Origin of the sequence: Diaphorobacter sp. HDW4A (genome assembly GCF_011305995.1) — a bacterium.
GTDB lineage: Bacteria > Pseudomonadota > Gammaproteobacteria > Burkholderiales > Burkholderiaceae_C > Diaphorobacter_A.
Map to the genome: position 1 here is coordinate 515,809 of NZ_CP049910.1, position 25,295 is coordinate 541,103.

Here is a 25,295-nt window from a genome sequence, read left to right on the forward strand (position 1 = left end):
CCGATCAACCGAGACTCAGCGCGCCATGAAGGCAGCTTGCTGCCCGAGCATGTCCATGACGTGCTGGGGCATGCTGGAGCGCAGTTGGCGTTCCAGCTCTTCCAGATGGCCGGAGACGGCCCGCACGGAGCCGACCTTCTGGTAGAGGGTGTTCTTTTCCTGGGCGATCTGGGAAAGCATGGTCAGCGCCCGTTGGCGAATGTCGCGTGCTTGCTCGCGCTGGGTCTGCTGCAGCGTGTAGTCCTTGTCGAGGGCGGCCAGGCCCAAGCGCAGATTGCGCTCCAGGAACACGTAGGCGTAGTCCGCGGCGATCAGGTCGCGGTACTGCCCGATCAAGCTGTCGGCCAGGCCCGAGCCGGGGATGCTCGTGCCGATCGAGAGCATCTTGTAGACCGGCTCCGTGGTCTGGTTGACGAAGCCGACCTCGGCCGAGTTGTTCGGGATCGCGGTGCGGGTAGCGATCTTCTCGGCGATCGAGCGCATCAGCGCTTCGACCTTCGCGGTGAAAGGTGTGTGGTTGTAGCCCGTGTTCACGGTCACCACGTCGCACGAGGAGTAGTCGTTGCAACGCAGCAGGTGCTGGACGACATCGCTGCCGCTGCCCGCTGCCTGGCCGTAGAGCAACTGGCTGATCGAGGTCAGCGTGGGCGCGATGGTCTCGGGATCGCGCCCCGACTCTTCGGGGTAGTAGATCACTGTGCCGACGATGCTCATGATCAGCTCGCGCTCGTTGTCGTCGAGGTAGGTTCCCGTCTTCTGCAAAGCCTTCCAGGTGAGGTTGCCAACGAACGGTGCCTTGTTGCGGATGTTGGCGTCGCCGGAGCTGCGCGCGGAAGCCAGGATGCTGGGCCGGTCGCTGGCGCAGCGGCGCCGCGCTGCGTCGCGGTCGCTTTCCATGCCCAGATCGACCGCCAGATCGGCGCAGGCCTCCTGCGAGCTGTAGCCCACGGATTCGGCCGCGGTGCTGACGATGGCCTTGGCGGTTTCGCAGGAGTTGATGCGGGCGTTGTTGATCCAGGTCTCCAAGCCCTTGGCCCACTTGGTGAGGCCCCCCAGCAAGGGCGACACGGCTTCGAGCGCCAGCTGGAACGCGATCCCGGGCAACGCAGCCGTGATGTTCCTGAGCATGTTCTTGAACTCTTCAGCCGAGATGTGGCTGAAGCTGCCCCCGAAGACGTCGATCCCGCCGCAGCCAGCCTTCGCACTGGGGAACTGGATCGCCGCGAGCTGGTAGACCTTGTTGGGCGAGCGCATCATGAAATTGCCGCCCGTGTAGGTGTTGTAGGCCTGTCCCCTGAAGGCGCCGGGCGCGGTGTAGTTGCCGATGGCCCCCAGGTTGTTGAACATGTTGTTGACCTCGGCGTTGAGATCGCCGGCGCGCAGCGTCGGTGAGGTCGCTACCAGGCTGGCGGCGACGGAAGCCGCCAGCACACGGCGCAGTGGGGTGGTTGTGCTCATGCTCATGGAGTTCTCCTATGGCAGCGCCAGGCGGCGCGTCGCGCTGGGCAACATCGCCACGCCTTCCGGGCTGCTGACGATGGCAATGCGCTCAAGCAACTGGGCCTCGGAAAGAATCCCGAAGCCGATGGGCGTGATCTGGCCGCTGAAGGGCTGAGCGAGAAAGACGGCGGGCACCTGCGACACCTGCAGGGCGGTCGCGATTCCGTTGTCGCGGCGGGCCGATGGGAAGCCCGGCATGGGGCCGCCGTCGATGCTGATGGCGACGACCTGGATGCCGTGTCGGCCCTGGAAGGCTTCCAGCACGGGGGCGAAGGCGTGGCAGTACGGGCAGTCGGAGCGGTAGAAGAAGAACAGGACGTGGTCCTTGCCCAACTGGGCCACCGTGCGCGAGCGGTCGGTGCGCTGCGTCTCCTCGAAGACCTCCAATGCTTTCGCGTTGACCGGGCGGCCTTGCAGCGTCGGGTCGAGTTCCGGGGTGGCCCAGGCCACGCGACGCGCCACGTCGGCGAAGGTGGACGCCTGGTTCACCACCTTCGCTTCGAGTTCCATGTAGCGCCGAACGTTGGCTTCGGTCGGCCGCATGATCGCGACGTTGCGGTATTCCTCCAACGTCTTCTGCAGGCGTTCGAAGTCTTCAAGTTCCGGGGCGCGGGCCGCCTTTGCCTTTTCCGCGGGTTGCGGTGGCGCAGCGGAGGCAGCCGGTGCCGGGGGCGTGGCCGGCTTCTCGTCGGGTGAGGGATCCTCATAGAAATGCCAGCCTCGCCAGGCGTCGCGCCAATAGGTCGCGCTACCGTCATGAGCCGAGGAGACGGCCAGAACTGTCGACATGCCGAATGCGAGGAGCAGGCGAAGCAGGGTGCGGCGTTGCATGGCGGCTCCTATTGCAGCGAGCGGGGCGGCAAGCCGTCCAGGCAGTAGTTGATGCCGACGTCCACCGTCTGGCGGCGCGGCGCGGCGGCGCCGGGAAGCAGCACGCCGTCCTGCCAGAAGCTCACCTTCAAGCGTGCGCAGCCAGGCTGGGCGTACCGCCGTTCGGTCGACACGTCGATGTAGATCGGTGAGGTCGCCTTGAAGCGCTGCGTGATCGCGTCGGCGATCTCGCCGGTGAGCACGCCGTAGGCCTTGCCGTCTGTTGCGCGCAGCGCGGCGAACATCACCGGGCGGGCGTCGGGGGCCGGTGTGCGGACCGGCGCGTCGGCATGAACGAGAAGCGGCAGGCACAGCGCGCCGAGCGCCAGGAAGGTGGAGGTTTTCATTGGCAGCGCCCCTGTCCGTAGTAGCAGTTGGTGGATCGGGTGGCGTTGCCCGACTGGAGCGCGCCCACGTTGGGAAGGGTGGGCACGATGGAGGCGTAGAACTCGGTGAGGTCCATCGCCGAAAAGTCGAGGGCCTGCAGCTGGTCAATCGTGAAGCCCGAGCAGTCCGGGTTCTCCCCACTGCCCCAGCCCTTGCCGATCTGCATGCGTCCCTGCTCGTTGACGATTCGCGCGAGCACGCTGTTGAAGCAGCACTTGCCCGTCGTGTGCTCGATGCACGAGACGCAGCTCCCGAAAATGCGGATGCACGAGGAGCAATAGGTGCCCACGGTGTGGCACAGCCGTGCGCCTTCCTGCATGGCGATGCGGCCCTCGCTTTCGTTGCAGGACATCATCGACATCACGATGTAGATGACCACGGCGATGGCGAGCGACCACGGATCGAAGGCGACCACCAGGCTGTCTCCGGCGTAAAGCACCGAAGAGCCCGCAGGCAGCGCCGCGCCATTCACGGCGAAGGTGACGCCGTAGGTCGTGAACGTGCCGGAGAAGCCACCGCTCATCAGCAGTGCCTGCATACCCTGGTAAAGGAACTGGCGGTTCTCCGAGTTCATGAGCACGTCGAAGACCAGGCGCGAGCCGACGCCGAACATGCTTTGGTTGCTCATGCCGGAGCCGGCGGAATCGGACTGGCAGCAGTTCTTCAGCAGGCGGTCGCGGCACGAGCCGGCCTCGCCGGAGAAGACGCGCAGGTTGTCGGGGTCGAGATAGACGCCCGCCTCGCGCGCCGCTTCCATGAACGACATGGAACGCGCGAAATCCGCGTCGTTGGTGTAGGTCGTGTTGAAGCAGGAGCTGCCCAGGCAGAACACGTTCGCAGGGCAGTTCGACACCGAGGTCGTGGTCTGCGCCGGGGCCGGGCAGGTGTAGGTGTCCTGGTAGACCTCGCAGGCGCCGGTCTCGGCGTTGGTCTGCTTGCAGGTGCTCGCGGCCGGCGTGCACCCGCTGCTGGCGAGCGCCGCGCATTCGTTCGTTTCCGCGCCCGAGCTGCAGCTCAGCGTGCGCTCGTAGGACCAGCAGGCGCGCGTCACGGTGCGGCCGTCGATGATCTTGCTGCCCGGGCCATCGACACAGCGATCGGCCGTGGCGACGCTGCAGCGGCCGCCGGCCGGCAGGGTGGCGCTGCGATCCACCCAGGTGTCCGTCTCATGCTGATCCATGGTCGGCTGACGGAAGGACAGAGGCAGCGTCCATCCCGCGGCGCCGGTCAGCGTGGCCGATCCTCCCGGCATCGCGCAGCGCATGCCGACGTCGAGGTAGACCGCCGAGCCGCCGGCCGTGCAGCCGTTGTCCGGATCCGGCTGGCTGATGACGAAGCACTCGTCGGCGCCGCCCAGTGTGCCGCCCCCATCGCCGAGCGACAAGGTGTTCCCCGGCACGCTGCCGGCGGGGCACGCATAGACGGGCGTGCCGTACTGGAAGGTGTAGGCGCAGTTGCCGTCGATGCACCCGGAGCCAGGCATCATCACGACCTGGAAGGGGCTCCAGCAGTAGCCCTGCCAGTGCGGCGACAGGTTCGTGACGAACGCGGCCTGCGATGAGGGCGTGGTTGGCAGGTCGAGCACCTGCCAGCCAATGCATGCGCCCTGGCCGCCCGCGGCGTAGAAGCGGAAGTGCTGCAGGCCATCGGCGCGGATGCGGCACTGCGCTTCGGCCACCATGTAGTCGGCGCCGTTGCGATTGGCCTGTGCATGCGCGAACCAGGCGCCATCGCTGCAGCTCGGTGTCAGTTCGACCTCGACCGTCAGATCGCGGCGGGTCGAGTAGTTGCCGATGCCGGTGTAGCGCTGGCAGATCTTGGAGGTGGTGCCCGCCAGCGTCGTGAGATCCGAGGTCGTGCACCCGGAGTAGTAGCTGGCGAGGCTGCCCAGCACGCTGTTGGGATTGGCGGCGATGCTCCGTGCGGCGGCCACCGAAGGGTCGTAGGCCGAGACCGGCGTCCTCGGCGTGTTCGCAGAGGTCATGGCGCCGGTTTGCGCCTGGCAACTGGGGTCGTTGGGCGTGGCGGCGCACGCTGCCAGGCGGCTGTTCGCTGCACCGGAGAGGCTGGGCTGGCCGTAGTAGGCGGACTCAGGCGGCGTGGTCGTGTAGCCGGGCACGACGCTGGTGGCGCTGGTCGAATTGACTGAGGGGCGCGCGGCGGCGTTGGCGGCCTGGCCGGCTGCAGTGCCTTCTGCACTGGACTGGGCGAGCGCGGAGGTCTGCGTCGAGACGAAGCAGAACAGGGTGAACCAGATGATGAGGCGGCGCATGGCAATCCTCCCTATCGCTTCAGGCGGGCGAGAAACACGCCGGCCTCGCGTTGGAAGGCCGGCGCCGCGCGACGCATGTGTTCGAGCGCGTAGTCCAGGGTCACGTCGCCCGCCGTGCTGACGAAGTCGGTCGGCGGCGGGCAGGTGCCGCTGGCGCAGGCCTGTGGCTGTTCGCCGTTGCGGGCGAGGACGAAGGCAGGCACGCGCTTGATCGCGTAGCGGTCGAAGGCCTGCGGATCGATCTGGACCGAGACCTGCCGGGGGCCGATGAGCTTTTGCACCCTGGCCACCGTGTCGCGTAGCGAGCCGCCAGCCAGACCGCGCAGGACGATGGCGGCGCGGGCCTGCGCTGCTTGATCGACGAGGCGTGTCAGCGTCGCTTCGGGCATGCCCAGGCTGGCGAAGACGAGCAGACCGGGGCCTGAGCCGATCCCTTCGGCCGGTGGCGGGTCCGCGGCGTAGCCGCCCGCGATCGCCGACAGATCGGGCAGCGCTTGCGTCAGCGGCTTGGACAAGGCGTCGATGCGTGGCGCGGCGTTCGGCGTCGGAAGCGGCGGCAGAGTCGCGTGTTGCCGCTGTGCGCGGCGGACGTCTTCCTCGGTGACGGTGGGCGTGTCGCGGCGTGCGCGTTCGATGTCCGCTTCGGTGACCGTCGGTGTGGGCTGGGCCTTTGCGGCCGCGACCCACACGAACGCCGCCAGAAGTGCGGCCATGGGGGTGCCCAATCCGGAAAGCCGGCGGACCATGAGAAGTTCAGTAGCCCACACAGCAGTTCCTTTTGCGAAACAGCATGAAAGCGAAGTCTTCGCCGCGAACCGGGTATTCCTTGCCCGCTCCCCAAGTGATCGTGGTGCGCCCGAAGGGCTGGCAGCAGCGGCCGCCTTCCTTGTCCGTGTTCGGGATCGGGTAGGTGAGCTGGGTCTTGTAGGCGGTCTTGTCCATGACCGGCAGGAAGTAGGGACCGCACAGCCCAGGCGTGCCATGCCAGCCCCAGGCGATCAGCTCGCGGTGCATCTTGGCGGTCAGGCGCTGGGCCAGCAGCGCGGCGGTGCGCACGCCACCCAGGTGGTAGGGCACATGGCCATCCAGCGGATAGATGCCCCCTTGGCATCCGGCGCACCAGAACATCTCGCGGATGCCGAAACCCACGGTGGCCGCCACGCAGTCTGCAGCGCAGGCCGCCACGGCAACCGGATTGGCGAACAACACGGCGTCCGGGTTGAGGATCAGCGTGAGTTCATCGTCCGCCCAGAGCGGATCGACCTCGGTCATGTAGGCGAGATCGAAGGAGCCTTTCTCCAGGCAGGGGAAGTCGGTGACGACCTCCAGCCAGTACATCACCGGGTTGATGTAGAAGTGCGCCTGGTAGAAGCTGCCGCCGTCGCCATCGCCTTCGGGGCGTGTGAAGCGAGCGGCTTCGGGTGCAGGCAATCCCGGGTCGAGGTCGACGCCGCCGAGAGAGACCAGGCAGAAAGGCTTCCTGACCGCTTCGACGTGCCGCGCCGGCTCCCAGAATCCGATCGACAAACCGATGGTCGGATTGACGCCGCAACTGCACAGCGGGCTCGAAGGATTGGGAATGTCCTCCTGGCTGCCGATGTTGCCGAGCGTCACGCTGCCGATGGACAGGGGCAGGATGCACGACCAGCAGATGTCCGTGATGGGGTTCGGAAAGCGGCCGACGCAGGTGGCCGCGCCGGCGGCCTGGGTCGGCAGCGCGGCGAGTGCCCCAAGGAGCGCGAGAAGAAGGCGAAGCCACGTCATCGTGTCACCTCCAACTCGTCGATGCGCAGTCGCTTGCCTTCCTGCGAGACCAGCGCGGGCACCTGCCGGATGCCCAGGCGCCTGGTCAGCATGCCGAGCTGGTCGTAATAGACCGGCAACTGCCAGGCCTGCATCAGGTCGAGGTAGGAGCCGCCCGTCAGGATCGGTTTCACGTGGCCGTCGTACTGGACGATCAGTCGGCGGGCCTGGGCGACCTGGCGCGGATCGCGGGCATCGAAGAACAGCAGGCGCCGAGGCAGCGAGACGATGTCCAGCGGATTGGCGCGGGTGCCTGCCGCGAACATCAAGCGGCCCTGGCTGTCCTGCACGTTGCGCTCGAGCGTGTAGGTCGGGTCGTAATAGAAGCTGCGCTTGGCCTGCGTCGTGGACAGGCCCGCGACTGGCTCGGGATGGCGCACGGCGTCGATGCCGCGATGGCGGGCTTCCTCCTGCAGCCGGCGCAACTCGCCGCTGGCCTCTTTTTGGCGCAGCCGTTGCTCGATGAACTTGAGCAGGTGCGGCTCGGCAATGTCGTACGTGGGGCCGATCACGCCGGCGTCGAACGCGCGTGCGGACGACATGGCCAGGAGCAGCGCAGCCCCCGCTGCGCGGGCCGAGAAGCGCACAGTGATGCGTCTCATCGCACACCTCCGGCCGGGCAGCGGATCTGGCGCACGAGCTGGGTGCGCGCGGCCAGGTCTTGCTGTTGGGTCGCGCGGATCAAGCCCATCAGCACCGGATCGCCGCCTTCGCGGGCCAGGGCGTGGCGCAGCTCGGCGGTGCTCAAGGTGCGGCCGCATTGCAGGCGGTAGGCGCCGAGATAGACCTTGGCGCCCTCGGCGGCGGCCGGCGCGATCTGCTGCAGCAGCGCCAGGAAGTCGGCCATGGGCATGTCGCCCTCGGCGGTGATGGCGCCGCGGGCCGGGCTGGTCTGGGCGTGAGCGCTCGAGAAAGCCAGCAGCGCGATGAGCGCCGAGAGCACGGCGATCGCCACGAGCAGCGCGAAGCGGATCAGTCGAGTGGTGCGGGAGCGGTGGACCATGGCTGCTCCCGTCAATAGAGCGGATCGACCACGCCGATCACCTGTTCGGTCTTCACGAGGCCGGACTGGCGGTAGCGGGAATCGAACGAATCGAGGCTCAGGCCCTGCACGTAGAACCACCCCGGGGGAATGACGCCGGCGGCGATGGGTTCCAGCGGCCGCCGGTCGAAGGCATGGGTCTTGGCGATGCCGACCGGCTCGCCGTTGATCCGCACTTCGCGTCCGACCACGGTGATCGTGTCGCCCGGCAGGCCGCGCACGATCTTGAAGAAGGGCTGGCCGGCGAGGCCCGGGTAGTCGCGTGCGCCGTCACCGGCGAACGCGAAGACGACGAAGTCGCCACGGCGCAGGGCGTGCTGACCGGGATGCAGGAGCGCGACCTTGTAGGGCAGGCTCGGCGTCCAGTTGAACAGCAACGGCACCCGGGGCGTCGCGTCGAAGAACAGGCGCAGATAGGCCAGCGCCCAGATGGCGAAGACCGGCAGGTAGAGGTACCAGCGCCGGCGCATGTGGCGCAGGAAATCCGCTGCGGCATCGCGCAGCCGAGCCATGCCACGCGGGCGTGGCGCGGGCTGATGCAGGTCGAGCTGATGCAGGTCGGGCTGATGCAGGTCGGGCTGATGCAGTTCGGGAAGGGGCAGGATGGTCATGGCGTCTCCACCTTCTGGCGCAGGCGCGCCGTGAGATCGACCGTGTAAGGGGAGGGGCCGGCGACGGAGGTCTTGAGGACCACCAGGCAGCCGCACTCGGCGGGCAGGCTTTCCAGTGCCACGGGCAGCCGCTGGGCGAAGGTGCGGGCCATCTGCAGCGTGGCCTGGCGTTCTTCTTCCGAGCGGGCGGTCGTGAGGCGGCGTGTGAACTCGTCTTCCCGGGCGCGGTACACCTCGGCGAGATCGACGACGCCGATGGTTCGTGCGGGTCGGATCACCTGGCGGTCGTAGGCGAGCAGTGCGCCAGCCACGACGATCAGGCTGATCAGCGCATTGGCGATGAAGAGGGTGCGCGCGGGCACTGGACGCCCCGCGTGTCGCTGCGCGACATCCTCTCCAGGAGCAGCAGAGCCCCTTTCTTCGGGCGGTTGGGCGGACGTGCTCATAGGGCGTGCCCCCGCTGGCGCAGCAACGTGGCGATCGCCTCGTCGATGGAATAGCCCTGGGCGCGCAGTTCGTCGATCGGCGCGTTGTCCTCGAGCTTGTTCGAGAAGAGCAGGTGGGTTGCCGGGTCGAGGATGTTGCGCGCCACGCCCTCGCCCACGGGCGACGAGATGTAGAGCTCCGAGAAAGCACCGGCTTCCGTGCGCAGCGAGTTCAGAAGCCGCTTCTTCGGCTCGTCCATCGTGAGCCGGCCCTTGCGGTCCAGCATCTCGATGGACTCGGGCTTTTGCCGCAACAGGAAGACCCAATCGGAGCAGTTGAACGCCGCTTCCATCTGCGCCGAGCCGTAGTAGTCGTCGGCCGATTGCGTCGCAGTGCCCAGCGCTCCGCCGTACTTGCGAGCGCGGCGCGCGGCTTCCTCGACCACGGCGGCCTTCACCGGATCGTCGGCGCCGATGTCGCCCAATTGCTGCTTCAACTCGTCAATAAAAAGTACCTTCCTGCGATTGCGCGTCAGGTACATCTCGCCGGTGATTTGATGCAGCAGCAGGATGTTCACGACCGCGTGCAGGTCGGGGCGGCGCTTCAACTCCTCGTTCTCAATGACAATGAAATCGTTGCTGAAATCGACGTTGGCGCGGCCCTCGAAGAAGCGTTCGTACTGCCCCCCTTTTGCATAGGGGTTGAGCATGATCGCGAGATCCTTGATGCGCTGGTCGTTGATCGCGCCGAGTTCTTCGAGCGTGCCGGTGCGAAAGGCATCGCGCAGGCCGGTGATGGTCAGATCCTGGCCGTACTGGCGCCACAGCTTGAGCACCATCGCAGAGATCGCCTTGTACTGGACCTCCTCCAGCGAGTGCTGCATCGAGGCCATCTTCGAGATGCCCGGCACGAGCATGTCGATGTCCTCGTTGATGTCCTGGACGATGGAGAAGGGGTTGAGGCAGATGTCCACATCGGGCTTGAACTCGATGTAGGTGCCGCGCGCCTTGCGGCAGAGCTTCTCGAAGGAGCGACCGAGGTCGAGCATCCAGACCTTGGCCCCGATGGCGCGGTAGGACCACGCCATTTCGTTCATCAGGACCGACTTGCCCGAACCGGGGGCGCCGATGATGGCGAAGTTGTAGTTGCCCAGGTCGTTGTCGAACAGGTCCAGCGTCATCAACTGCCCGCGCCGGCCGCCGAAGACCAGCGCGGGTGTGCGCGTGCCGCGCCACTCGGCGATCAGCGGCGCAAGGTGGATGGCGTTGGCCATCGTCTTGCGCGTGACCCGGCGCATCTTGGCCAGATCCTTGTGGAAGCGCTCGGTCAGGGTCATCGGCAGGCTGGCGAGCAGCGCCTGCCGGTGCATGTACGCATCGGCGTTCAAGGTGAAACCGCGGCCGCGCCAGATCGCGTTGGCCGCTTCATGGGCCGCGGCAGCCTTCTCCGGCCTGGAGAAGATGGCGAGCTGGTGGTACATGCTGACCAGGTTCCCGCCGGTGTCGATCGCATCGGCAGCGGCCGTCCAGTCGTCGAGCTTCTTCTTGACGTCCGGCATGACGTCGGCCATCTTCGATTTGGCGTTCTGGGTTGCGCGGACATGGTTCGCCGTCACGACCTGCTTGGTCGCGTTTGGGTCGAGGACGTGAACGCCCAGCGTGAGCAGGAACGGTGCGCTGTACTGCAGCGCCGGCTGCATCAGGTCGCCGATCAGCGAGCCCATCTGCCACAACGCAAAGCGCTCGGGGAAGGACTTGATCGAATAGAAGCGCGCTTCGAGGACTTCGGGACTGGATTCCTTCCAGAAGTTGATGCCGCTCGGGTGTGGATCCTGGATGGTGTCGAAATCAACGATCTGGTCGCGCAACTCGCGCCCGTCGTCGTAGTTGAGGTCGGGTGCGTCGGTGCTGGACAGCCGATCCGGGTTGGTGAAGATCGCGCACCAGTTGATCAGGTCGGCCGCGTCGCACACGCGATTGGGCAGCGAGGCCGAGCGCAGCGTGGAGGCCATCGAGTCGCGCAGCGCCAACAACTCGTCACGCTTGCTCAGGTTCTCCGGGTCGCTCGGCAGCGTCACCGAGAGCATCAGGCGGAAGTCGCGGATCGTGTAGTGAAAGCCGGCGGTGAGCGACTTCTGGGCGCCGGCCAGCAGGTGGCCGACCCGCTGGCGGGCAAGCGCCCGGAACAGGTTCTCGTTGCGCGCCGGGCGGCCCCAGTGCTGGGCCTTGTCGAGCTGATCCTCGTCTTCGACGCGCAGGTTGGCGTAGCGGCGAAGCTGCGGCCGGATGTGCGGCGACGCAAACAGATGGACCTGCACGCCCGTGCCCGCGGGGCAGTTGGCATAAAGCGAGACGAGCACTTCGGCCATGCGGTCATCGGCGCCCGACTGCGGCATCAGCTCCAACATGAAGCCCATGCCATCGCGATTGGCGAAGATGCACTCGGCGTCGAGGTAGCCCATGTAGGGCAGCCAGGCAGCGAACTGCTCAGCCGGGCTGTCGGGCGAGACGCCCAGCCCGAAAGGCAGTTGCAGAGGGCGCCATCCGGCGTGATGGCTTTTCATCGCGGCACCTCCGGGGTGTTGTCTGTTCCCAGTCCGGGCAGCAAGGCCGAGGGCCGCGCGATGGCGGGCACTGCGTCGCTGCGGGCTGCGTTGTCGTTTGTGGTCGGGGCGCTGCTCGCCGCCGGCGGCGGGCGCAAGGGGGTGTAGGCCTCGCGGATGCGCTGTTGCACGTGGTCGATCAGCCAGCGGCCCTGGTCGATCTGGACGTAGACGTGGGCCTGGTCGTACAGGTCGCCGTCGATGTCTTCCCAGGGCTTCACCCACAGGCGCAGGTAGCGGGCCTGCGCGCGCAGCGCCGAACCTTGTTCCTGAGACGAAGATCCACCGGCAGCCGGCAGGCCGTCGCGTGGCACCGCGGGCGCCGGCACCTGACGTTCAACCGGAGTGGCGCTGCGGGCGGTCTGGCGCTTGCGCAGGCTCGGCAGGTTGTTTGCCACCGCGTTGGCGTAGGTGCCTGAAACCGAATCGCAGGTCACGCCGTCCGGTGCCTTGCAGGCGTACTTGGAGTCGCCACCCAGCCCCGACATGGACATGCAGCCGCTCAGGGCGAGCACGGCGACGAGCGGGAGCAGGCGAGCGCCGATCTGTAGACGCGAGTTCATGGCCGGCCCCCCGTCGTTGCCGTTGTCGTGGCGAGGCGTGCCTCGATCGCGGCGCGGTCGATGAAGCCTTCGGTGCGCTCGCCGTTGGCCCAGATCAGCGTCGGCGTGCCCTGCATGCCGAAGCCGCGGGCGAGCGCGAGGTTGCGCGCGATCGGGTGCGCGCAGGGCGCGCCGGTGTGCTGCAGGCTGGCATCGCCCTTGGCCATCCAGTCGCGCCAGGCGGTCTCGCGGTTTGCGGCGCACCAGATGGCGATCGGACGGGCTTCGCCCAGGTAGGGGACGAGGAAGGTGTAGATCGTGACGTTGTCGATGCCGGCGAGCTCCGCTTCGAGCTGCTTGCAGTACGGGCAGGCCGGATCGCTGACGACGGCGAGCTTGCGGGCGCCGGTGCCGCGCACGGTACGGATGGCGTCCTGCAGCGGCAGGCGGTCGAAGGCGATCGGTTGCGGTGCCGCAGCGGCGGCATTGGCCGGATCCGACTGAGCACGCTGCGCGAGCTTCGGCCCGGTCAGGTCGCGCATCGTTTGCGTGTCGAACAGCCGGCCGAAGACTAAGTAGCGCGGCTCGCTCGCGAACACGTAGGCGACGTTGCCGTCCATCCATACCTCGTACAGGCCCTTGACCGGCGCCGGTGCGATGTCGGTGAATCGTGTGCCCGGGTGGGCCTTCTCAAGCGCGCTGCGCAGGCGGGCGCTCTCGTCCGGTGCGGCCTGGGCCTGCGTCGCAAGGCCTGGGGCGACCAGCAGTGCGAGCAGCGCGCCGGTGACAACGAGGCGCCTGGGCGTGGTTGGGGATACGGGTTGGGATTGGCGCGTGGACGGCGCTGCGTGCCCGCCCTCAGTAGTCGGGATCATGAGCGACCTCCAGGTAGCGATTGGCGGGGGATGTGTTGGCGCGGCTGGTGGTCGCCGTCGTCATCGGCGTGTCGATACGCACGCCCTTGGTGATCACCACGTCGACTTCACGCGCGGCGTCCACCTCGATGACCGGGAAGGTGTTCTCGGCCAACTTGATGTAGTACTGGGCGAGGCGGTCCAGCGCTTTGCCGACGCCGGTACCAAGCCCGGCGCGGTAGGCTTCGGCGCCGGAGGCGCTGGCCACGGTGCCGAGGGCCGAGGTGCTGTACTCGGTGGATGAGGTGGCCAGGCCCTGGCCGATGCCGCTGACCACGCCGGCGAGCAGTGCGTTGGCGAGCATCTGGCCTTGCTTGGTCACCAACCTGCCGCGCAGGCCGACCTTGCCGTCCTCGCCGTAGACCGTGCCCTGGATGCGCACCTCGAGCGCGGCGCCGTCGGCACGCACGCAGGACAGGGATTCGGTGCGCAGGTAGGCGCGTTCGCTGCTGATGTCGCCGTAGCCGGCGGCGATCACGAAGCACTCGCGGTACTCGCCGCGCATGCGGTTGGGCAGGATCGAGTTGTCGGAAAGGCGAATGAGGACCGGGTGCGGATTGCTCTGCGATTGTCCGCCGGTGGGTGCATCCAGTCCGCCGAGCAGCGTGCCTCGGGTCAAGCTGACCGGCAGGAAGGTCGAGACTGTGCGGGCCTCGTTCGCCTTGGCGGTATCGGCAGTGCCAGCGGTCGCCTGGGGGCCGGTGGGCGCAGGTTGACCGTTGTCCGTGGCACGTTCGCGCGGCGCGATGGAGACGCGGGAAATGCGAGGCGCTTCCGGTACGGTGGGTCGCGCGGGCGAGGTGCCCGGGTCCGGTGTTCCCGGCGGCATCGTCGTCGGCGACGGTTGCGGGCTCGGCTGCGGCGCGGGTTGGGGTGCGCTTTGTGGGGCAGGGGTTGGCGCTTGGGGCGTGGGCGTCGCCGCGGCCTGGTTCGCCGAGGTGAGCTTCTGCTCCAGCTCCGAGAAGCGCTGCATGGTGCGCTGTTCGAAGGCCGAGCGTTCCTTGTTGAGGCGGCTCTGCTCATCGCGCTCCGACTCGTACTGCGCCAGCCGGCGGCCCGCGGTGCCGACCCACTGATCGACCGGGTTGACCTGGGTTCCCGGCGGCATGACGCCGATGTTGGTGACGCTGCCAGGCTGATCCTGCCGCTTGGCGTCGGTCGCATGGGGCGGGGACGAGGTGAGCGAGAGGATCAGCCACAGCAGGCCGACGCCACCGACGAGGATCAGGCCGAGCAACCCGTACTGGCGCTGGCGCGGCGAGAGCCTGTCAACCACGCCGCGCAGCGCGTTGCCGGCGCGTTCGCGCACCGGAGGGATGTGCCCGCTCATGGCTGCACCTCCCGGCGGATCACGAAGACCAGCGTGCGTTCGCCCGGCCGCAGGTTGTGGTGCTCGATGGCAACGCCGACGACGCTGCCGGCCTCATCGTCCTCGCGGTCGAACTCCTGCTCAGTCAGCACCATGGGCGCCTCGCTCACGTTCTGGAGCACATAGCGCTCGCCGACCAGGCCGCGGCCGCGGTAGGTGCGCTCCAGCGTGAAGCGCGCTTCGCGCCACAGCGTGATGGGCTGGCCGATGTCCTCGACCTGGATGTCGGTGGGTGCGCGCTCGGAGGCCATCGCCACGAGCAGCGCTTTGAGGCTGCGCACGTGGCTCGCGGCGCTGCCCGGCGCGGGGCGCGGCGCGCTGGCGTCGGCGCGCCGCTGCAGCGCCGCCTTGTCCCGGATGACGATGGTGTCGGCCGGCGTGTCGGCGCGGCGTAGCAGCAGCGTGTAGGTGCCGCGGGCCGACGAGACGAAAAGGTTGATCGGCTTCTTGCCGTCGCCGACCGGGCGGACGTAGATCTCGCCCTTGTCGCGGTCGCACTCGATGACGATCTCGCCGGCCGGGTTGATCGCCGGTGTGATCGGCGAGGCGGCTTGGGGGCCTGTGCCTGCCGAGGGCGCCATGCCGGCGGGCAGGGCCGTCGTCGCCTGCGCCGCTGTGCAGCCGCTGCTGTAGATGTTGCCGAAGACGTCCGTGATGGGCGCGCCTTCGATGCGGATGCGGGTCGGCTCCTGGATCGACAGGATGGCCTCGATGGACGCGCCGTCGCGGGTGTCGATCACCTGCAGCGCGTTCGCGCTGCCCAGTCCGAAGGCAAGGGCGAGGGCCACCGCGACGCGGAGCGCCCCGGTGCGGGGGTCAGTGGGTCGCATACGGGATCTCCTTGAAGGTCTTTAGGTGCATGCGCGCGCCACCGAAGCTGAACTCGACCAGGTAGGCCTTCGGTTCGTTGGCGGTCTCGACGCCGTTGACGAGGGTGCGCAGGCGTCCGCGGATGACGACGCTCTGGCCGTTGCTGTCGGGCACGAGCTGCTCGAGCGCGAGCGCGGTGGTGGCGTTGATGCGCTTCAGGCGCTCGGCCTCGACTTCCTGGCGCGACTTGAGCTCGTTGTGCTGCGACGGCTCGATGTAGGTCAGCAGGACGTCCTTCTTCCAGTCGATCGTTGCCGGCGTGACGTCGAGGACCAGCCAGGCGATGAAGGTGCCCATCTGTTCCAGATAGGTGCCGCTGGCTTTCTCGTCGGTGACCCAGAAGGACTTATTGAGGGTGGGCGGCACGATCACCGTGCGCTCACTCCCCAGCACGTTGAGGAGGGCGATCAGCGTCAGAATCTGGCCGATAGCGAGGGCGCCGACCGCCAGGCCCAGGCCGCGGTTGCGGCGCTGGAGTTCCTTGCGGTCGGCATTGAGCCGTTCGAAGTCCATGGCGTCCTCCCGGCTCAGCCGACCATGCGGCGGATGTGGGAGGGTGGGGTGGCCGCGAGCGCCGTCATCGGCGTGCTCGGCAGGTTCCACCACAGCCAGTGCACGGCGAAGGCCGGGTGCTTGTCCGCCTTCAGCTTCGAGACCCAGCGCGACACCGCGATGCCCACCGCCATGCTGATGGCGAAGGACAGCTTGGTGCCGGAGACGTAGCCGATGAAGAAGGCGAACAAGACGGGCGCCGCGACATCGACGTCCCAGAAGCCGATCTTCCAGGCGTCGTCGAGACGACGCGGGATGTAGGTGTCGGTGCGCATGCCGGACTCCCTGGACCCGAGCCCGGCTTAGATGACCGCGCCCATGATCGCGCCGGCGATCACGAGGCCCACGGCACCGAAGATGGCCAGCCCGACGTAGAACAAGACGGGACCGAAGTTGCGCAGCGCAGCCAGCGAGATCAGCGCGACGACGAAACCGACGAAGCCGACCAGAGCCTTGATGCCGGGCCCGAGGGCCGAGATCTGCGTCAGCGCTGACGTGAGGGGGCCGGTGATGCCGGTGAAACCCACCAGGTCGAGGGCATAACTCGGGAAAGCCGCGAACAGCCCGAGCAGGCTGAGCGCAAGCAGCGTGAGGAAGGCGAGGGGACGGCGCACGTCCAGGCGGGACGGCGCAAGCGTTGCAGTGCTCATGGAAGACCTCCGTTGAAATGAGCGTCGAGAGACGGGGCGCGGACGGGTCGGAGCGGGTCGATGAGCGGGTTGCGAACGCGGGTCGAAGCGGGGGAAAAACGGGTGAGATGCGGGTGGGGATGCAGGTCGTGACGAGGGCCGTGCCAGCCGCTCAAGGCGGGGACGCAGCAGGCTCCGCGACGACCTCGACGCGCCGGTTGCGGGCGCGCCCGGCTGCCGTGTCGTTGGCAGCGGCGAAGCAGCACTTGCCCTGCGCCTGCACCGTGATGTCCGGCGCCAGCGCCGGGCGTGCGCGCAGAAGGTGATCGCGCACCGCTTCGGCACGCGCCTGAGCCAGCGCGTCGTTGACGGCGCCAGGGCCGATGTCGTCGGTGCGGCCGGCGATCGTGACGCGCGAATCGCCTGGCAGCGCGTCGATCACCCTCTGCATGACGGCCTGGGCGGTCGCGCCGAGCTGCGCGCTGCCGAAGGCGAACGGCACGCTCCAGCTCATTCGTTCCGCGGTGACAGGAGAGCCGATGCTGGTGCGGGGTGCTTCAGGGGCGGGTTCCACGGGCCTGACCGCCAGCGATGAAGGCGAAACCTCTGGGGCTGCTGCCGACGGCACTTCGGGGGCCGGGGCGGCGCCGATGGTCTTGGGTGTGCGCAGGGGGCATTGCGGTGGAACGCACTGAACGAAGTCGGCCTGCGCGCCGTAGCCGATCTGCGCAAGCTGGGGGGCGGACGCAAGCGCGGTGGGGGCATGTGTCGCCCGTGCAACCGGATTCGCGCATGAGGACAGCATGAGCGAGGTGGCCATGATCGGAAGCGACCAGAGCATGGAGACGGTGGCTTGACGGATCGTCATGGCGCCACCCGCACGGCTAGCAAGGGAATCGTCGGGCGTGCTGCTGGGCTTGCTTCATCCCGGCGAGGTGTGAGCGACCGGCGTGTTGCCGGCCTGTTGCCAGGCAACTGGCGGTACACCTTCCACGCGTAGCGCGCTCTGGCCTGCGTGCAGGCTTCTCCCTTCAGTTCGGTGCAGGCGGCGTTGTAGGCGCCGACGCTGTCCCAACTGAGACCTTTGCGAGCGAAGAGATCGGCCAGCAACCGTGCGCCGACATCGAGGTTCGTGCAGGGCTCGAACAGACGAGTTTCCGTGATGCCCTCGCGGGCCAACTGGGGCAGATGCCGGCTGTTGATCTGCATGAGGCCGATGTCGACCGACCGCGTGCGTTGGAAGTGCGAACGGTTGACCGCCTTGGGATCCAGGCTCGACTCGACTTTCGCGACTGCATAGAGAAGATCTGCCGGAATGCCATGGCGTTGGGCGATGTCATTCCAGCAAGCGTGCGCGCTGGCGGACACGCCGCACAGCAGGCAAACGGCAACGAGCAGTTGGCGGGGCATGAATCACCTCTCGACAGCCAGACCACCTTCCGCGATGGCGGAAGGACCAGGGAGTGGTAGGACCGGAAGGCCGGTCGGGGTAGGCAGCGGGTCGGCCTGCGTCGGGCAGGCGGGGTGATTCAGGCGGGTGGGGTATGCGGGTAAGTGCGCAGGTGAGCGAGCGGGTTGGGTCGCGACGTGGCGTCAGCCGCTCGCTTGCTGCAAACGGGGCTTGGCGCGTTCAGCCATGTTCATGCGGGCGTACTTGAGCACCAACGCGCCAGTGGGGTCGGCCTCGCTGCACAGCGCCACCGCGGCGGTGGTCAACTGGTCGAGCTGGAACTTGGGGTTGGGATGTTGATTGGCGGGCGAGCGTTGCACGTCTTGCAGCTGCTCGTATTGGGGGCGCCACATGGCTTCGCGGCGCCGTGCCGTGGCGGGGTCGCGCAGCACGAGCTGGGTGCCGAGATAGGTGAACAGCGCGCGATAGCCTTCCGGGGGCGTCAGCACGGCCGTGACGCACGCACTGATCAGGTCGGGAAAGCGAAAGGTCGGCGCCTGGTTCAAGGGACTCTTGAGCACGCCGTACAGCCACGTGTGTTCCTCGATCCACAGGCGTGTCTCGACAGTCTCCGGTGTGCCCGAAGACGATTGACCGGCTTGCGCCTCGCTGGATTGGGTGTTCGTGACCGGTTGCATGCTGGTGACCTCTCGATGTGGCATGGGGAGAAGCGTACCGATGCAGTTCCCTCGGGTCTCGGTCGAATTCGGGGGCTTTGACTGCGAATTCGTCACTGGACCTAATCTTGCGGCCCGGTGTGCTTGCGGCTGACGAGCGTCCAAGCATGATTGTCATTGCCTGCCAGACTTGGCAAGCTTGTCTCTCATGATTCTGAAATAGCTCAAACAGGGGAATTGCTGTTGAACATGGAGCATTGCTTGCTCAGTCAAGCTCGAATTGAGGACGAGAACCTCCCCGTGGCCGTGCTTCAGGCGGACGCGTGGCCCCTATGGCGCCGATGGCTGCGCTGGCCTACGCCACTGTCCAGGTTTCGGGGGGAGCGATGGCGGAAGTTGGTTGAGGGCGTTCGTCGGCTGGAAGGGGAAATGGACCTGGTGTTCCCGCTGCGCCGCAGGGCAGGAATCTTCAAGGGATCCACCGTGATGTGGGACCACCTTGCGCAGACTTCACCCTCCATCGACAAATCAACGTACGGAGGGTGGTGCTTCAAGGGAGTGCAGGGCAACCAGTCGCGTGTGACCAATCCGTGTGGCGCACTTGCCGAGACGATCCGGGTTCCCGATTTCGATTTCGACATCACCGAAGTTGAAGGGATATGCAACAGCCAATCGGAAGATCGGTCTTTCGATAGCGTTCAGGACTTCGGGCGCGACTATGCGGCGTATCTGAAAGTGTCGGCCGATGAAGCTGGCTTCGCGGTCATGACCCGGCATAGGGAGGTGCGTCTGATCCATTCGCCTGGCTCGGACACCCTCATGCTCCAGGCCTGGGATGGTCGGCTGTTCGTCTGTAACGGCGGGGGCAGCCATCACTTGGCGGGTGCAGCCTACATCGCTCGCGAGATCGGCCGGGCCATGCCGTTGCGAGCGCAGCTCTCGCTGGATTGTCTGAATGCACCGGCATGGCGCTGGCTGTTGGAGCAGTTCTTCGTCTTGCAGGTGCCACGCAACCATCGTGTCCTGGCTGACGTGGCGATGCTGGCCGGTGCCGCCTACCTGATCGAACTACCTGTTTGGGTCAGCCAATCGTCGCTGCTGCTGATTCCTAGCCAGGCTCGGGTGAGCAGAGACATCGTCGATATTCACCTGACGGCCGGGGTGAGGGAGGTCGCTGAAGACATCGCGGAGTTGCTCCGCTTGCAGGCGGAGACGGTGGTGGCCTTGGGACAGCGGTTTCCAGCTTTGCGCCCACAGCTCGACCGGATATTGCGCTGATGTCGGGTTTCGATTTGAGTTCGTAGTCCGAGGGACGCATTCCGGGTGTCGGGGCAAGAGCAGCCGATGTTGCGCGCGGGATTGCTCGACTGCACCGCACTCAACCTTGCCGGTGGAAGTTCGCGATGACGCGGCTCAGAAAGAGCGTGCCGACGACCGGCACGAGCGCCAACAGGGGCGGCGCGATGGTGAGCGGTACGAGGAAGGCCACGACGCTGCCACAGGCGAGCAGCACGAACGCGCTGGCATGCAGCGCAAACCATTCCGGGTCATGCGGTTTGAATTCCTTGGAGCGCAGGATGCGGACGATCAGGCCGTCGATCACCAGTGCCAGGATCACGAACGCCTGTACGGGCAGCCATTCGACCAGCGCGGCCAGGCGAAAGGTGGCGAGCAACAGGAGGGCGTCGATCGAGCGGAAATAGGCGTTGCCGAAGAAGCGTTGGTTTACGCGCTCCATTTCCTGGGTGACGGCTTCGGCCATGCGGTCGGTGTGTGGCGCCTGCGTGGCGTTCGGCACTGGACTGGCGCCGCTCAGAGCCTGGTTCATCGCCAGGGTGCGTTCCAGGATGCCTTCGGCCCGGGCCTCGCCCCAGAACGCCGTATTGAGCCCGTGTTCGTTGCGGATCTGGGCCATGAACCGCTCGGGCGGATTCGCGGCCGGCAGGTACAGCACGAAGATGAGCAGCAGGGTCAGCGCCGCGATCGAGATGACGCGGATCATGCCGCCAGCCGCTGGAGCGGCTCCGGGAAGGGCGTTTCCGTGTCGAGGATCGGAAAGCGGCCCTTGATGATGCGCCCGCCCGAGACCGAGGCGAAGTACTGCAGGTTGGGCAGCTTGCCGAGCACGTCGGCCGGGATCATTTCCTCGAAGGTTTCGCTGATCTGCGCTGAGTAGTTGGCCGAGAAGTCACCGAGGTGCGCGTCGGCGCCGTGACCCATACCGACGCGCAGGGAATGGATGGCCGTCTTGCCGAAGGTCTCGACGACGAAGTCCTGCGTCGGCCGGTCCTTCGAGCGCAGGGCGATGAGGTTGTTGAGGTTGCCGAGCGCCATGCGGGCAGCGTCTTCGCTGCCCAGACGCTTGGCCAGGTCGGCCAGCGTCTGCATGGCGCAGGTGGTGAAGATGCCACCCTCGGCCCCCTTGTTCAGGATCTCGATCAAGGGCTGGTTGATGACATTCGATACCTCGTCGACGAACAGCGAGATACGGCGGTAGCCGCCCAGGTTGTAGCGCATGCCGGCGCGTGCGGCGAGGTCGGCCAGCGCGAGGGCGCCGATGGCGGAGGCGACCGACGGATCAGGAAGAGAGTCCAGGCACATGTAGAGCACATGGCCGCCGCGCTCCAGCTTCTCGAAGTTCATGATCGGCCGCTTGTCGGCGGGGTCGAACGGATCCGGGCTCAGGCTGCGGCCCAGATCGCCCGAGGTCAGCATCGACAGGATCGGCAGGAGGTTCGCCGTGATCTTTTGGTAGTGCTCCCTGTTGTGCCTGAACACGCGCACCTGCGAGTCGATCACCTTGTTGCGCTGGCTCTGCGGCACGTGGTGCTCATAGAAGGCCACGAAGGCCATCAGGTCGGCGCTGGCCGCTTCGGACGGTCGCTTGATGTTGCCCTTGTGGGCCTCGTTGAGCAGACGCTTCATCTCCGGGTGCTCGCGCCAGCCGTCCCGGAACTCGGTCTCGTAGAAGCGGCGCAGCGACTGCTCCAGCACGGGCTCGATGCCCCCTTCGATGTAGCGGGTCAGCTTGGCCAGGCTCGGGCGCTCTTCGAGATCCACGAGGCCTTGGACGACGACGTTGACCGCATCCCAGGAGAAGGCGCCAAAAGCACCCGCGGTGTCCGGTGGCAGGATGGACTGCACACGTGACGCCAGCTCGGTGGGTTTTTGCCAATTGAAGGCAAAGTCCAATCGCACACCCGCTTCCGGAAAAGCCGGATGGAACTCCATGAAGGTGTCCGCATCGCGGTAGCGCTCGCAGGCCCGGATGGCCGCGCGTTTCAGGCGTCGGCTGTTCTTCGGATCGATGACGATGACGACATCGCCGCGACGGATGGCCTGGGTGACCAGGTTCGACAGCGCGACGCCCTTGCCGGCCTGGGTGGTCCCGACCAACAGGGTGCCCCCCTCGAAGTTCTGCAAAGGCCGGTACAGCGCGCGCTCGCGCGGCTCGACGCCATGGATGTACGGCAGGCCGATCTCGGCGTCCGGCTGGGGCGTGACCTTGTACCCGAGGAGATTGAGCAGGGCTGGCGATGCTGTGTAGCGGCGGTAATCGATCTTGGCGAGTTCGTACAGGCGCTGCGAATGCTGGGGCAGCCAATCGAAACCGAAGCCGAGGAAGACCTGCCCGGGATCCCCGGTCAGCTTCTCCTGCTCGACCGGGCCGATGACCTGCATCGCCCGTCCGGTGAGCGCCGCGCGCAACACCATGATGTGCGCCGCTTGTGCCGCTCGCCACACCGCCATGGCGAGGCAGGTGAGCGCCAGGGGCATGGCCACTTGCGTTGGCACGTGCGAAAGCGCCGATGCAATGACCGTTGCCACCAGTGCCACGAGCCAGGCTGAGCTTGCGTAGGCCTCATAGGCGCGGCGCCAGGGCATTTCATAGGCACGCGCCAGCATGTCACTGCGCTCCGCTTGCCGCAGCTTGCGGCATGCCCTGCACGTGCCGAGCCGCGAGCAGGATGCCGACGACTTCCTGGCCCTGGAACGAGCGGGTCAGGGGTGAGGCCGTGACGAGCATTCCCGCCTCGTTCATCGCACGTATGGCTGCGGGGGGCGTCAGCTTGCGCGTGGCCAGCGACGCGAGCGGAATGAACAGACCGTCTTGCGCCGGCAATGCGGCCCACCATCCTTCCTCTGCGCCGCCGAGCGTGGCGACGATGTCCTGCAGCGCATCGCGGACGGTCAAGGGCAGGCGCAATGGGGCGAGCAGCTTGGGGGATTCGGGGGGCGCGGCCGGTGCGGGGGGATCCGAGGGCGTCGGGTCGCTGGTTGCTGGGGAGGTGCCCTGGTCGGACGGAGCCGAGAGCGGCGCAGCGCTGAGCGGCAGTTGCTCTGGCGGCGGTTCGGCGGCTTGTGTCTCTGCCGTGTCGGAGGGGGCCGTGCGGATGCGGCGTCGGGCCGCCGTTGGGGAAACCTGCGGGGCGCTTGCGGTCGAGGTGGGCGATGCCGATGGCCCGGCGGGAGGCGGCGGCGTCAGCAGTGACAGCGACAAGGCCTCGGGCAGCTTGTCCAACTCGGCGTACAGGATGCCGGGTGCGCTGAGTTTGACGGCTTCGAGCGCCGTCTTGCCGGTCGGCGGATGAATGAGCCAGGTTGCCTTGCCGCCCTCTTGCGCCGAGAGCACCCCGGCGGTCAGCAGCACCTCGAGGATGGTTTCCGGGGCTTTCGGGATGCCGGGCAGTTGGTCGGCCTCCAGGAGCTTGCGGACGTCGTCCGCGGCACTGGGCCAGACGATGAACATCCCGTCGCTGCCGTACCAGACCCGCGACTTGTCCGCGTTCGGTGTCCAGCTCGCGTTGGCCACGACGAGGCGGCGCAGCGCATCGACGAGGTAGCGTTCGAGATGGGAGCCAAGCAGAGGCTTGCCGTAGCGTTCCGCGCTGGCTAGCAGGAAGCGGTCGATGACGAGGGCCAGTGCGCGCCGGACAAGCGTCTCCAGGACGTTGTGATCCCGGTAGATCGGGAGGCCGGCGATCGTGGCGAGCAGGTGCGGCACGATCTGCGTGTTGCCGTTGGCGAGGTCTTGCAGTACGTCGGCGGCGACGACGTGGGGCAGCGCGAACAGACCGAGCGATCGGCTTTCGAGGGCACCCGGGCGCCATTTGATGAAGTAGCGTGTGACCTGGTGCGTGTTGAGCCAGTCGGTCAGAGGGCCGAGGTAGGGCGACCATTCGTTGCCCGCCTCGTCCGTGACGATGAGGTGGCTGAGCGGCCGATGCAATTCGCAGCACAAGCCGGCGATGAAGGTGGCCTGACGCCAGCGCGGTTCCAGGTTGCGCCGCTCGGTGATGGTGGCGCGTCCTGAGAAGATGTGGGCATCGGTGCCTTGGAGCGCATAGAACGCGGTTTCCAGACCGATGCGCAGCAGGCCGCCAGGCTCGTGGAAGTAGTTGTCGGCGGTGCAGGGCAACAGATGCACGAAGGCTGCATAGCGCTGCAACAGCGGCCGCACCGACTGCTCGAAGCTGGCACGATCCATCCCGAAGCACAGCTTGATCCGGTCGATCAATTCCCGATGCGCGTCGAGCAGCGCATCGACCTCGAACACGGGAATGCCGGGATCGACGGAGGGATAGCGGAATTCTGCGAGGCTCGCTCCATATCCGGAGGGCGGGCTGGTCGAATCGGCGGACATCGGGTTGGGCTCGGACGCGACATGGGATGGCCCATCGTGCGGCGCGCGGCCTCAACTGCCCACTGGGAAATGACGCCGGATCAGGCCGAATTCGCGTTTGGCTGCTCGCCCCGGGGCTCGAACCAGAGCGAGCGGATCCACAGCATCTGGGCGACGCGTGGCGTGGGTCGCACGGGATAGCTCGCCTGGATGCGCGGATCCTTCGTGTAGCGCTTGAGCAGCTTGCAGAAGGGGCATTCGTGGTTGGTCATCGGCGCGAGGCTGAGGCTGGTCAGGTATTCGCTCCGGCATTCGGGGCAGGTGAACACCGAGAAGCTGCGGCCCGTGACGAACCAGCGGCCCGTGGTGTGGGCGACGAGATCGAAGGCGCGATCGAAGGTGATGCGCGGCGCCGTCTTGCAAGCGGCGGCATAGTGGCGGTAGGCGCCGATGAGGGCGTTGGGGGGATCGATGCCGCGTGCGGCCAGGCGCCTGAAGAGCACCACGACGATGGAGGCTTCGGTGCGGCACAGCAGATTGGCGGTGTGGTACCACTCGCGAGAGTCCGGGTGGCGCCCGCGGCGGGGGCCGCTCAAGGGGTGGCGGAAGAGGTGTTGCAACTGGCTGGGCGAGAGGCCCGTCAGCAACTGCATGGTGCGGATCCGGGCGCCGAGTTCTGCGCATTCGGTGGCCAGAGCGAGCGCGCGAATGTGCCGCTGTGCGTGGAGCAGATTGCGCTCGTGGTTCATTCGGACAACTGCTCGCCACAGGGGGGGAGCGAAGCGGGCGGTGTGGCCTCGTTCGGGCGCGCCGGGCGGCTCGGTTGGGGCGGGTGTGCCAATAGCATCGCGTTGGCCAGCTGCGGCGGCCAGGAGAGCACCTGAATCAGGTCGGTGCGTGGCGGGAACAGGCACTCGTCACCCAAATGGGCCACGAGCACCAGGATCTCCTGGTAAGCCAGCGTGGCGAGGAACTCAGCCTGGTCTGCGTCGAGTCCGAATCGGCTGCAAGCGATCGCGTGATCGCGCTTCACGCATTCGGCGATCAAGAGGAGCATGTTCAAATTCGCGATCTGAACATGCGAGAGTTCGAGTCGACCCATCGCATTCTCCACACAGTCTTTGAAAAGACACGCAGTCGAATGCCAATTTCATCGTCAGGTGGATGACCCGCCAAGCGAATGCGTCGTTGGAGTCCAGACTATTCGGCGGGTATA

27 protein-coding genes are annotated in these 25,295 nt (G+C 67.0%); 1 reads left to right on the top strand and 26 read right to left on the bottom strand.

The window, feature by feature from the left end; all coding sequences use genetic code 11:
* Positions 1 to 15 precede the first annotated feature (15 nt).
* The 21 genes from G7047_RS02295 to G7047_RS02395 all read right to left on the bottom strand — a co-directional run bounded on the left by G7047_RS02295 (position 16) and on the right by G7047_RS02395 (position 18,477).
* Positions 16 to 1,458, bottom strand: a complete 1,443-nt coding sequence (locus tag G7047_RS02295) for a conjugal transfer protein TraH (RefSeq protein WP_166300338.1) — start codon at positions 1,456 to 1,458, stop codon at positions 16 to 18.
* A gap of 15 nt (positions 1,459 to 1,473) precedes the next feature.
* Complete coding sequence (gene traF / locus G7047_RS02300) at positions 1,474 to 2,331, bottom strand: conjugal transfer protein TraF (RefSeq protein WP_166300340.1); 858 nt, start codon at positions 2,329 to 2,331, stop codon at positions 1,474 to 1,476.
* 8 nt (positions 2,332 to 2,339) lie between these two features.
* Entirely contained in the window at positions 2,340 to 2,717 is a 378-nt protein-coding gene (locus G7047_RS02305) for a hypothetical protein (protein ID WP_166300342.1), read from the bottom strand.
* Complete coding sequence (gene traN, locus G7047_RS02310) at positions 2,714 to 5,029, bottom strand: type-F conjugative transfer system mating-pair stabilization protein TraN (protein WP_166300344.1); 2,316 nt, start codon at positions 5,027 to 5,029, stop codon at positions 2,714 to 2,716. Before traN ends, G7047_RS02305 begins: the two co-directional genes overlap by 4 nt.
* An 11-nt stretch (positions 5,030 to 5,040) precedes the next feature.
* Entirely contained in the window at positions 5,041 to 5,742 is a 702-nt protein-coding gene (trbC, locus tag G7047_RS02315) for a type-F conjugative transfer system pilin assembly protein TrbC (RefSeq protein WP_166300346.1), read from the bottom strand.
* A gap of 40 nt (positions 5,743 to 5,782) precedes the next feature.
* Entirely contained in the window at positions 5,783 to 6,793 is a 1,011-nt protein-coding gene (gene traU / locus G7047_RS02320) for a conjugal transfer pilus assembly protein TraU (protein ID WP_166300348.1), read from the bottom strand.
* Positions 6,790 to 7,434 (bottom strand): type-F conjugative transfer system protein TraW, encoded by a 645-nt coding sequence (traW, locus tag G7047_RS02325; protein WP_166300350.1) that lies wholly within the window; start codon positions 7,432 to 7,434, stop codon positions 6,790 to 6,792. Before traW ends, traU begins: the two co-directional genes overlap by 4 nt.
* On the bottom strand, positions 7,431 to 7,835 hold the full coding sequence (locus G7047_RS02330; RefSeq protein ID WP_166300352.1) for a hypothetical protein: 405 nt from the start codon (positions 7,833 to 7,835) through the stop codon (positions 7,431 to 7,433). The genes traW and G7047_RS02330 overlap by 4 nt, the downstream gene beginning before the upstream one ends.
* A gap of 11 nt (positions 7,836 to 7,846) precedes the next feature.
* A complete protein-coding gene (gene traF / locus G7047_RS02335) occupies positions 7,847 to 8,485 on the bottom strand; it encodes a conjugative transfer signal peptidase TraF (RefSeq protein WP_240939345.1) in 639 nt (212 codons plus the stop codon).
* Entirely contained in the window at positions 8,482 to 8,847 is a 366-nt protein-coding gene (locus tag G7047_RS02340; protein WP_166300354.1) for a hypothetical protein, read from the bottom strand. The genes traF (G7047_RS02335) and G7047_RS02340 overlap by 4 nt, the downstream gene beginning before the upstream one ends.
* Positions 8,848 to 8,927: 80 nt before the next feature.
* Positions 8,928 to 11,474, bottom strand: a complete 2,547-nt coding sequence (gene traC, locus G7047_RS02345) for a type IV secretion system protein TraC (protein ID WP_166300357.1) — start codon at positions 11,472 to 11,474, stop codon at positions 8,928 to 8,930.
* Positions 11,471 to 12,076: a TraV family lipoprotein gene (locus G7047_RS02350; RefSeq protein WP_166300359.1), complete on the bottom strand. Its 606-nt coding sequence runs from the start codon at positions 12,074 to 12,076 to the stop codon at positions 11,471 to 11,473. Before G7047_RS02350 ends, traC begins: the two co-directional genes overlap by 4 nt.
* Positions 12,073 to 12,930 (bottom strand): DsbC family protein, encoded by an 858-nt coding sequence (locus G7047_RS02355; protein ID WP_166300361.1) that lies wholly within the window; start codon positions 12,928 to 12,930, stop codon positions 12,073 to 12,075. Before G7047_RS02355 ends, G7047_RS02350 begins: the two co-directional genes overlap by 4 nt.
* The gene (locus tag G7047_RS02360) at positions 12,914 to 14,299 is read right to left on the bottom strand and encodes a TraB/VirB10 family protein (protein WP_166300363.1); all 1,386 of its coding nucleotides are present in this window, start codon (positions 14,297 to 14,299) and stop codon (positions 12,914 to 12,916) included. The genes G7047_RS02355 and G7047_RS02360 overlap by 17 nt, the downstream gene beginning before the upstream one ends.
* A complete protein-coding gene (locus tag G7047_RS02365; protein ID WP_166300365.1) occupies positions 14,296 to 15,168 on the bottom strand; it encodes a type-F conjugative transfer system secretin TraK in 873 nt (290 codons plus the stop codon). Before G7047_RS02365 ends, G7047_RS02360 begins: the two co-directional genes overlap by 4 nt.
* A complete protein-coding gene (traE, locus tag G7047_RS02370) occupies positions 15,155 to 15,721 on the bottom strand; it encodes a type IV conjugative transfer system protein TraE (RefSeq protein WP_166300368.1) in 567 nt (188 codons plus the stop codon). The genes G7047_RS02365 and traE overlap by 14 nt, the downstream gene beginning before the upstream one ends.
* A gap of 14 nt (positions 15,722 to 15,735) precedes the next feature.
* Entirely contained in the window at positions 15,736 to 16,035 is a 300-nt protein-coding gene (gene traL, locus G7047_RS02375; protein WP_166300370.1) for a type IV conjugative transfer system protein TraL, read from the bottom strand.
* 27 nt (positions 16,036 to 16,062) lie between these two features.
* Entirely contained in the window at positions 16,063 to 16,410 is a 348-nt protein-coding gene (locus G7047_RS02380; protein WP_166300372.1) for a hypothetical protein, read from the bottom strand.
* Positions 16,411 to 16,561: 151 nt separating this feature from the next.
* Entirely contained in the window at positions 16,562 to 17,257 is a 696-nt protein-coding gene (locus G7047_RS02385) for an OmpA family protein (RefSeq protein ID WP_166300374.1), read from the bottom strand.
* Positions 17,254 to 17,799, bottom strand: a complete 546-nt coding sequence (locus tag G7047_RS02390) for a lytic transglycosylase domain-containing protein (RefSeq protein ID WP_166300376.1) — start codon at positions 17,797 to 17,799, stop codon at positions 17,254 to 17,256. Before G7047_RS02390 ends, G7047_RS02385 begins: the two co-directional genes overlap by 4 nt.
* 183 nt (positions 17,800 to 17,982) lie before the next feature.
* Complete coding sequence (locus G7047_RS02395) at positions 17,983 to 18,477, bottom strand: hypothetical protein (RefSeq protein WP_138861495.1); 495 nt, start codon at positions 18,475 to 18,477, stop codon at positions 17,983 to 17,985.
* A gap of 408 nt (positions 18,478 to 18,885) precedes the next feature.
* Here G7047_RS02395 and G7047_RS02400 point away from each other — a divergent pair, with 408 nt between their 5' ends.
* Positions 18,886 to 19,734 carry a DUF6685 family protein gene (locus G7047_RS02400; protein ID WP_138861494.1) on the top strand — a complete coding sequence of 283 codons (849 nt, stop codon included), beginning with the start codon at positions 18,886 to 18,888 and terminating at the stop codon, positions 19,732 to 19,734.
* 100 nt (positions 19,735 to 19,834) lie between these two features.
* On the opposite strand, the gene G7047_RS02405 is transcribed toward G7047_RS02400, so the two are convergent.
* The 5 genes from G7047_RS02405 to G7047_RS02425 all read right to left on the bottom strand — a co-directional run bounded on the left by G7047_RS02405 (position 19,835) and on the right by G7047_RS02425 (position 25,181).
* Positions 19,835 to 20,458 carry a DUF4400 domain-containing protein gene (locus G7047_RS02405; RefSeq protein ID WP_138861493.1) on the bottom strand — a complete coding sequence of 208 codons (624 nt, stop codon included), beginning with the start codon at positions 20,456 to 20,458 and terminating at the stop codon, positions 19,835 to 19,837.
* The gene (traD, locus tag G7047_RS02410; protein ID WP_138861492.1) at positions 20,455 to 22,362 is read right to left on the bottom strand and encodes a conjugative transfer system coupling protein TraD; all 1,908 of its coding nucleotides are present in this window, start codon (positions 22,360 to 22,362) and stop codon (positions 20,455 to 20,457) included. Before traD ends, G7047_RS02405 begins: the two co-directional genes overlap by 4 nt.
* A gap of 1 nt (position 22,363) precedes the next feature.
* Positions 22,364 to 24,100, bottom strand: a complete 1,737-nt coding sequence (mobH, locus tag G7047_RS02415) for a MobH family relaxase (protein WP_138861491.1) — start codon at positions 24,098 to 24,100, stop codon at positions 22,364 to 22,366.
* 80 nt (positions 24,101 to 24,180) lie between these two features.
* On the bottom strand, positions 24,181 to 24,828 hold the full coding sequence (locus G7047_RS02420; protein ID WP_166300378.1) for a FlhC family transcriptional regulator: 648 nt from the start codon (positions 24,826 to 24,828) through the stop codon (positions 24,181 to 24,183).
* A complete protein-coding gene (locus G7047_RS02425; RefSeq protein ID WP_166300380.1) occupies positions 24,825 to 25,181 on the bottom strand; it encodes a flagellar transcriptional regulator FlhD in 357 nt (118 codons plus the stop codon). The genes G7047_RS02420 and G7047_RS02425 overlap by 4 nt, the downstream gene beginning before the upstream one ends.
* Between the last annotated feature and the right edge of the window lie 114 nt (positions 25,182 to 25,295).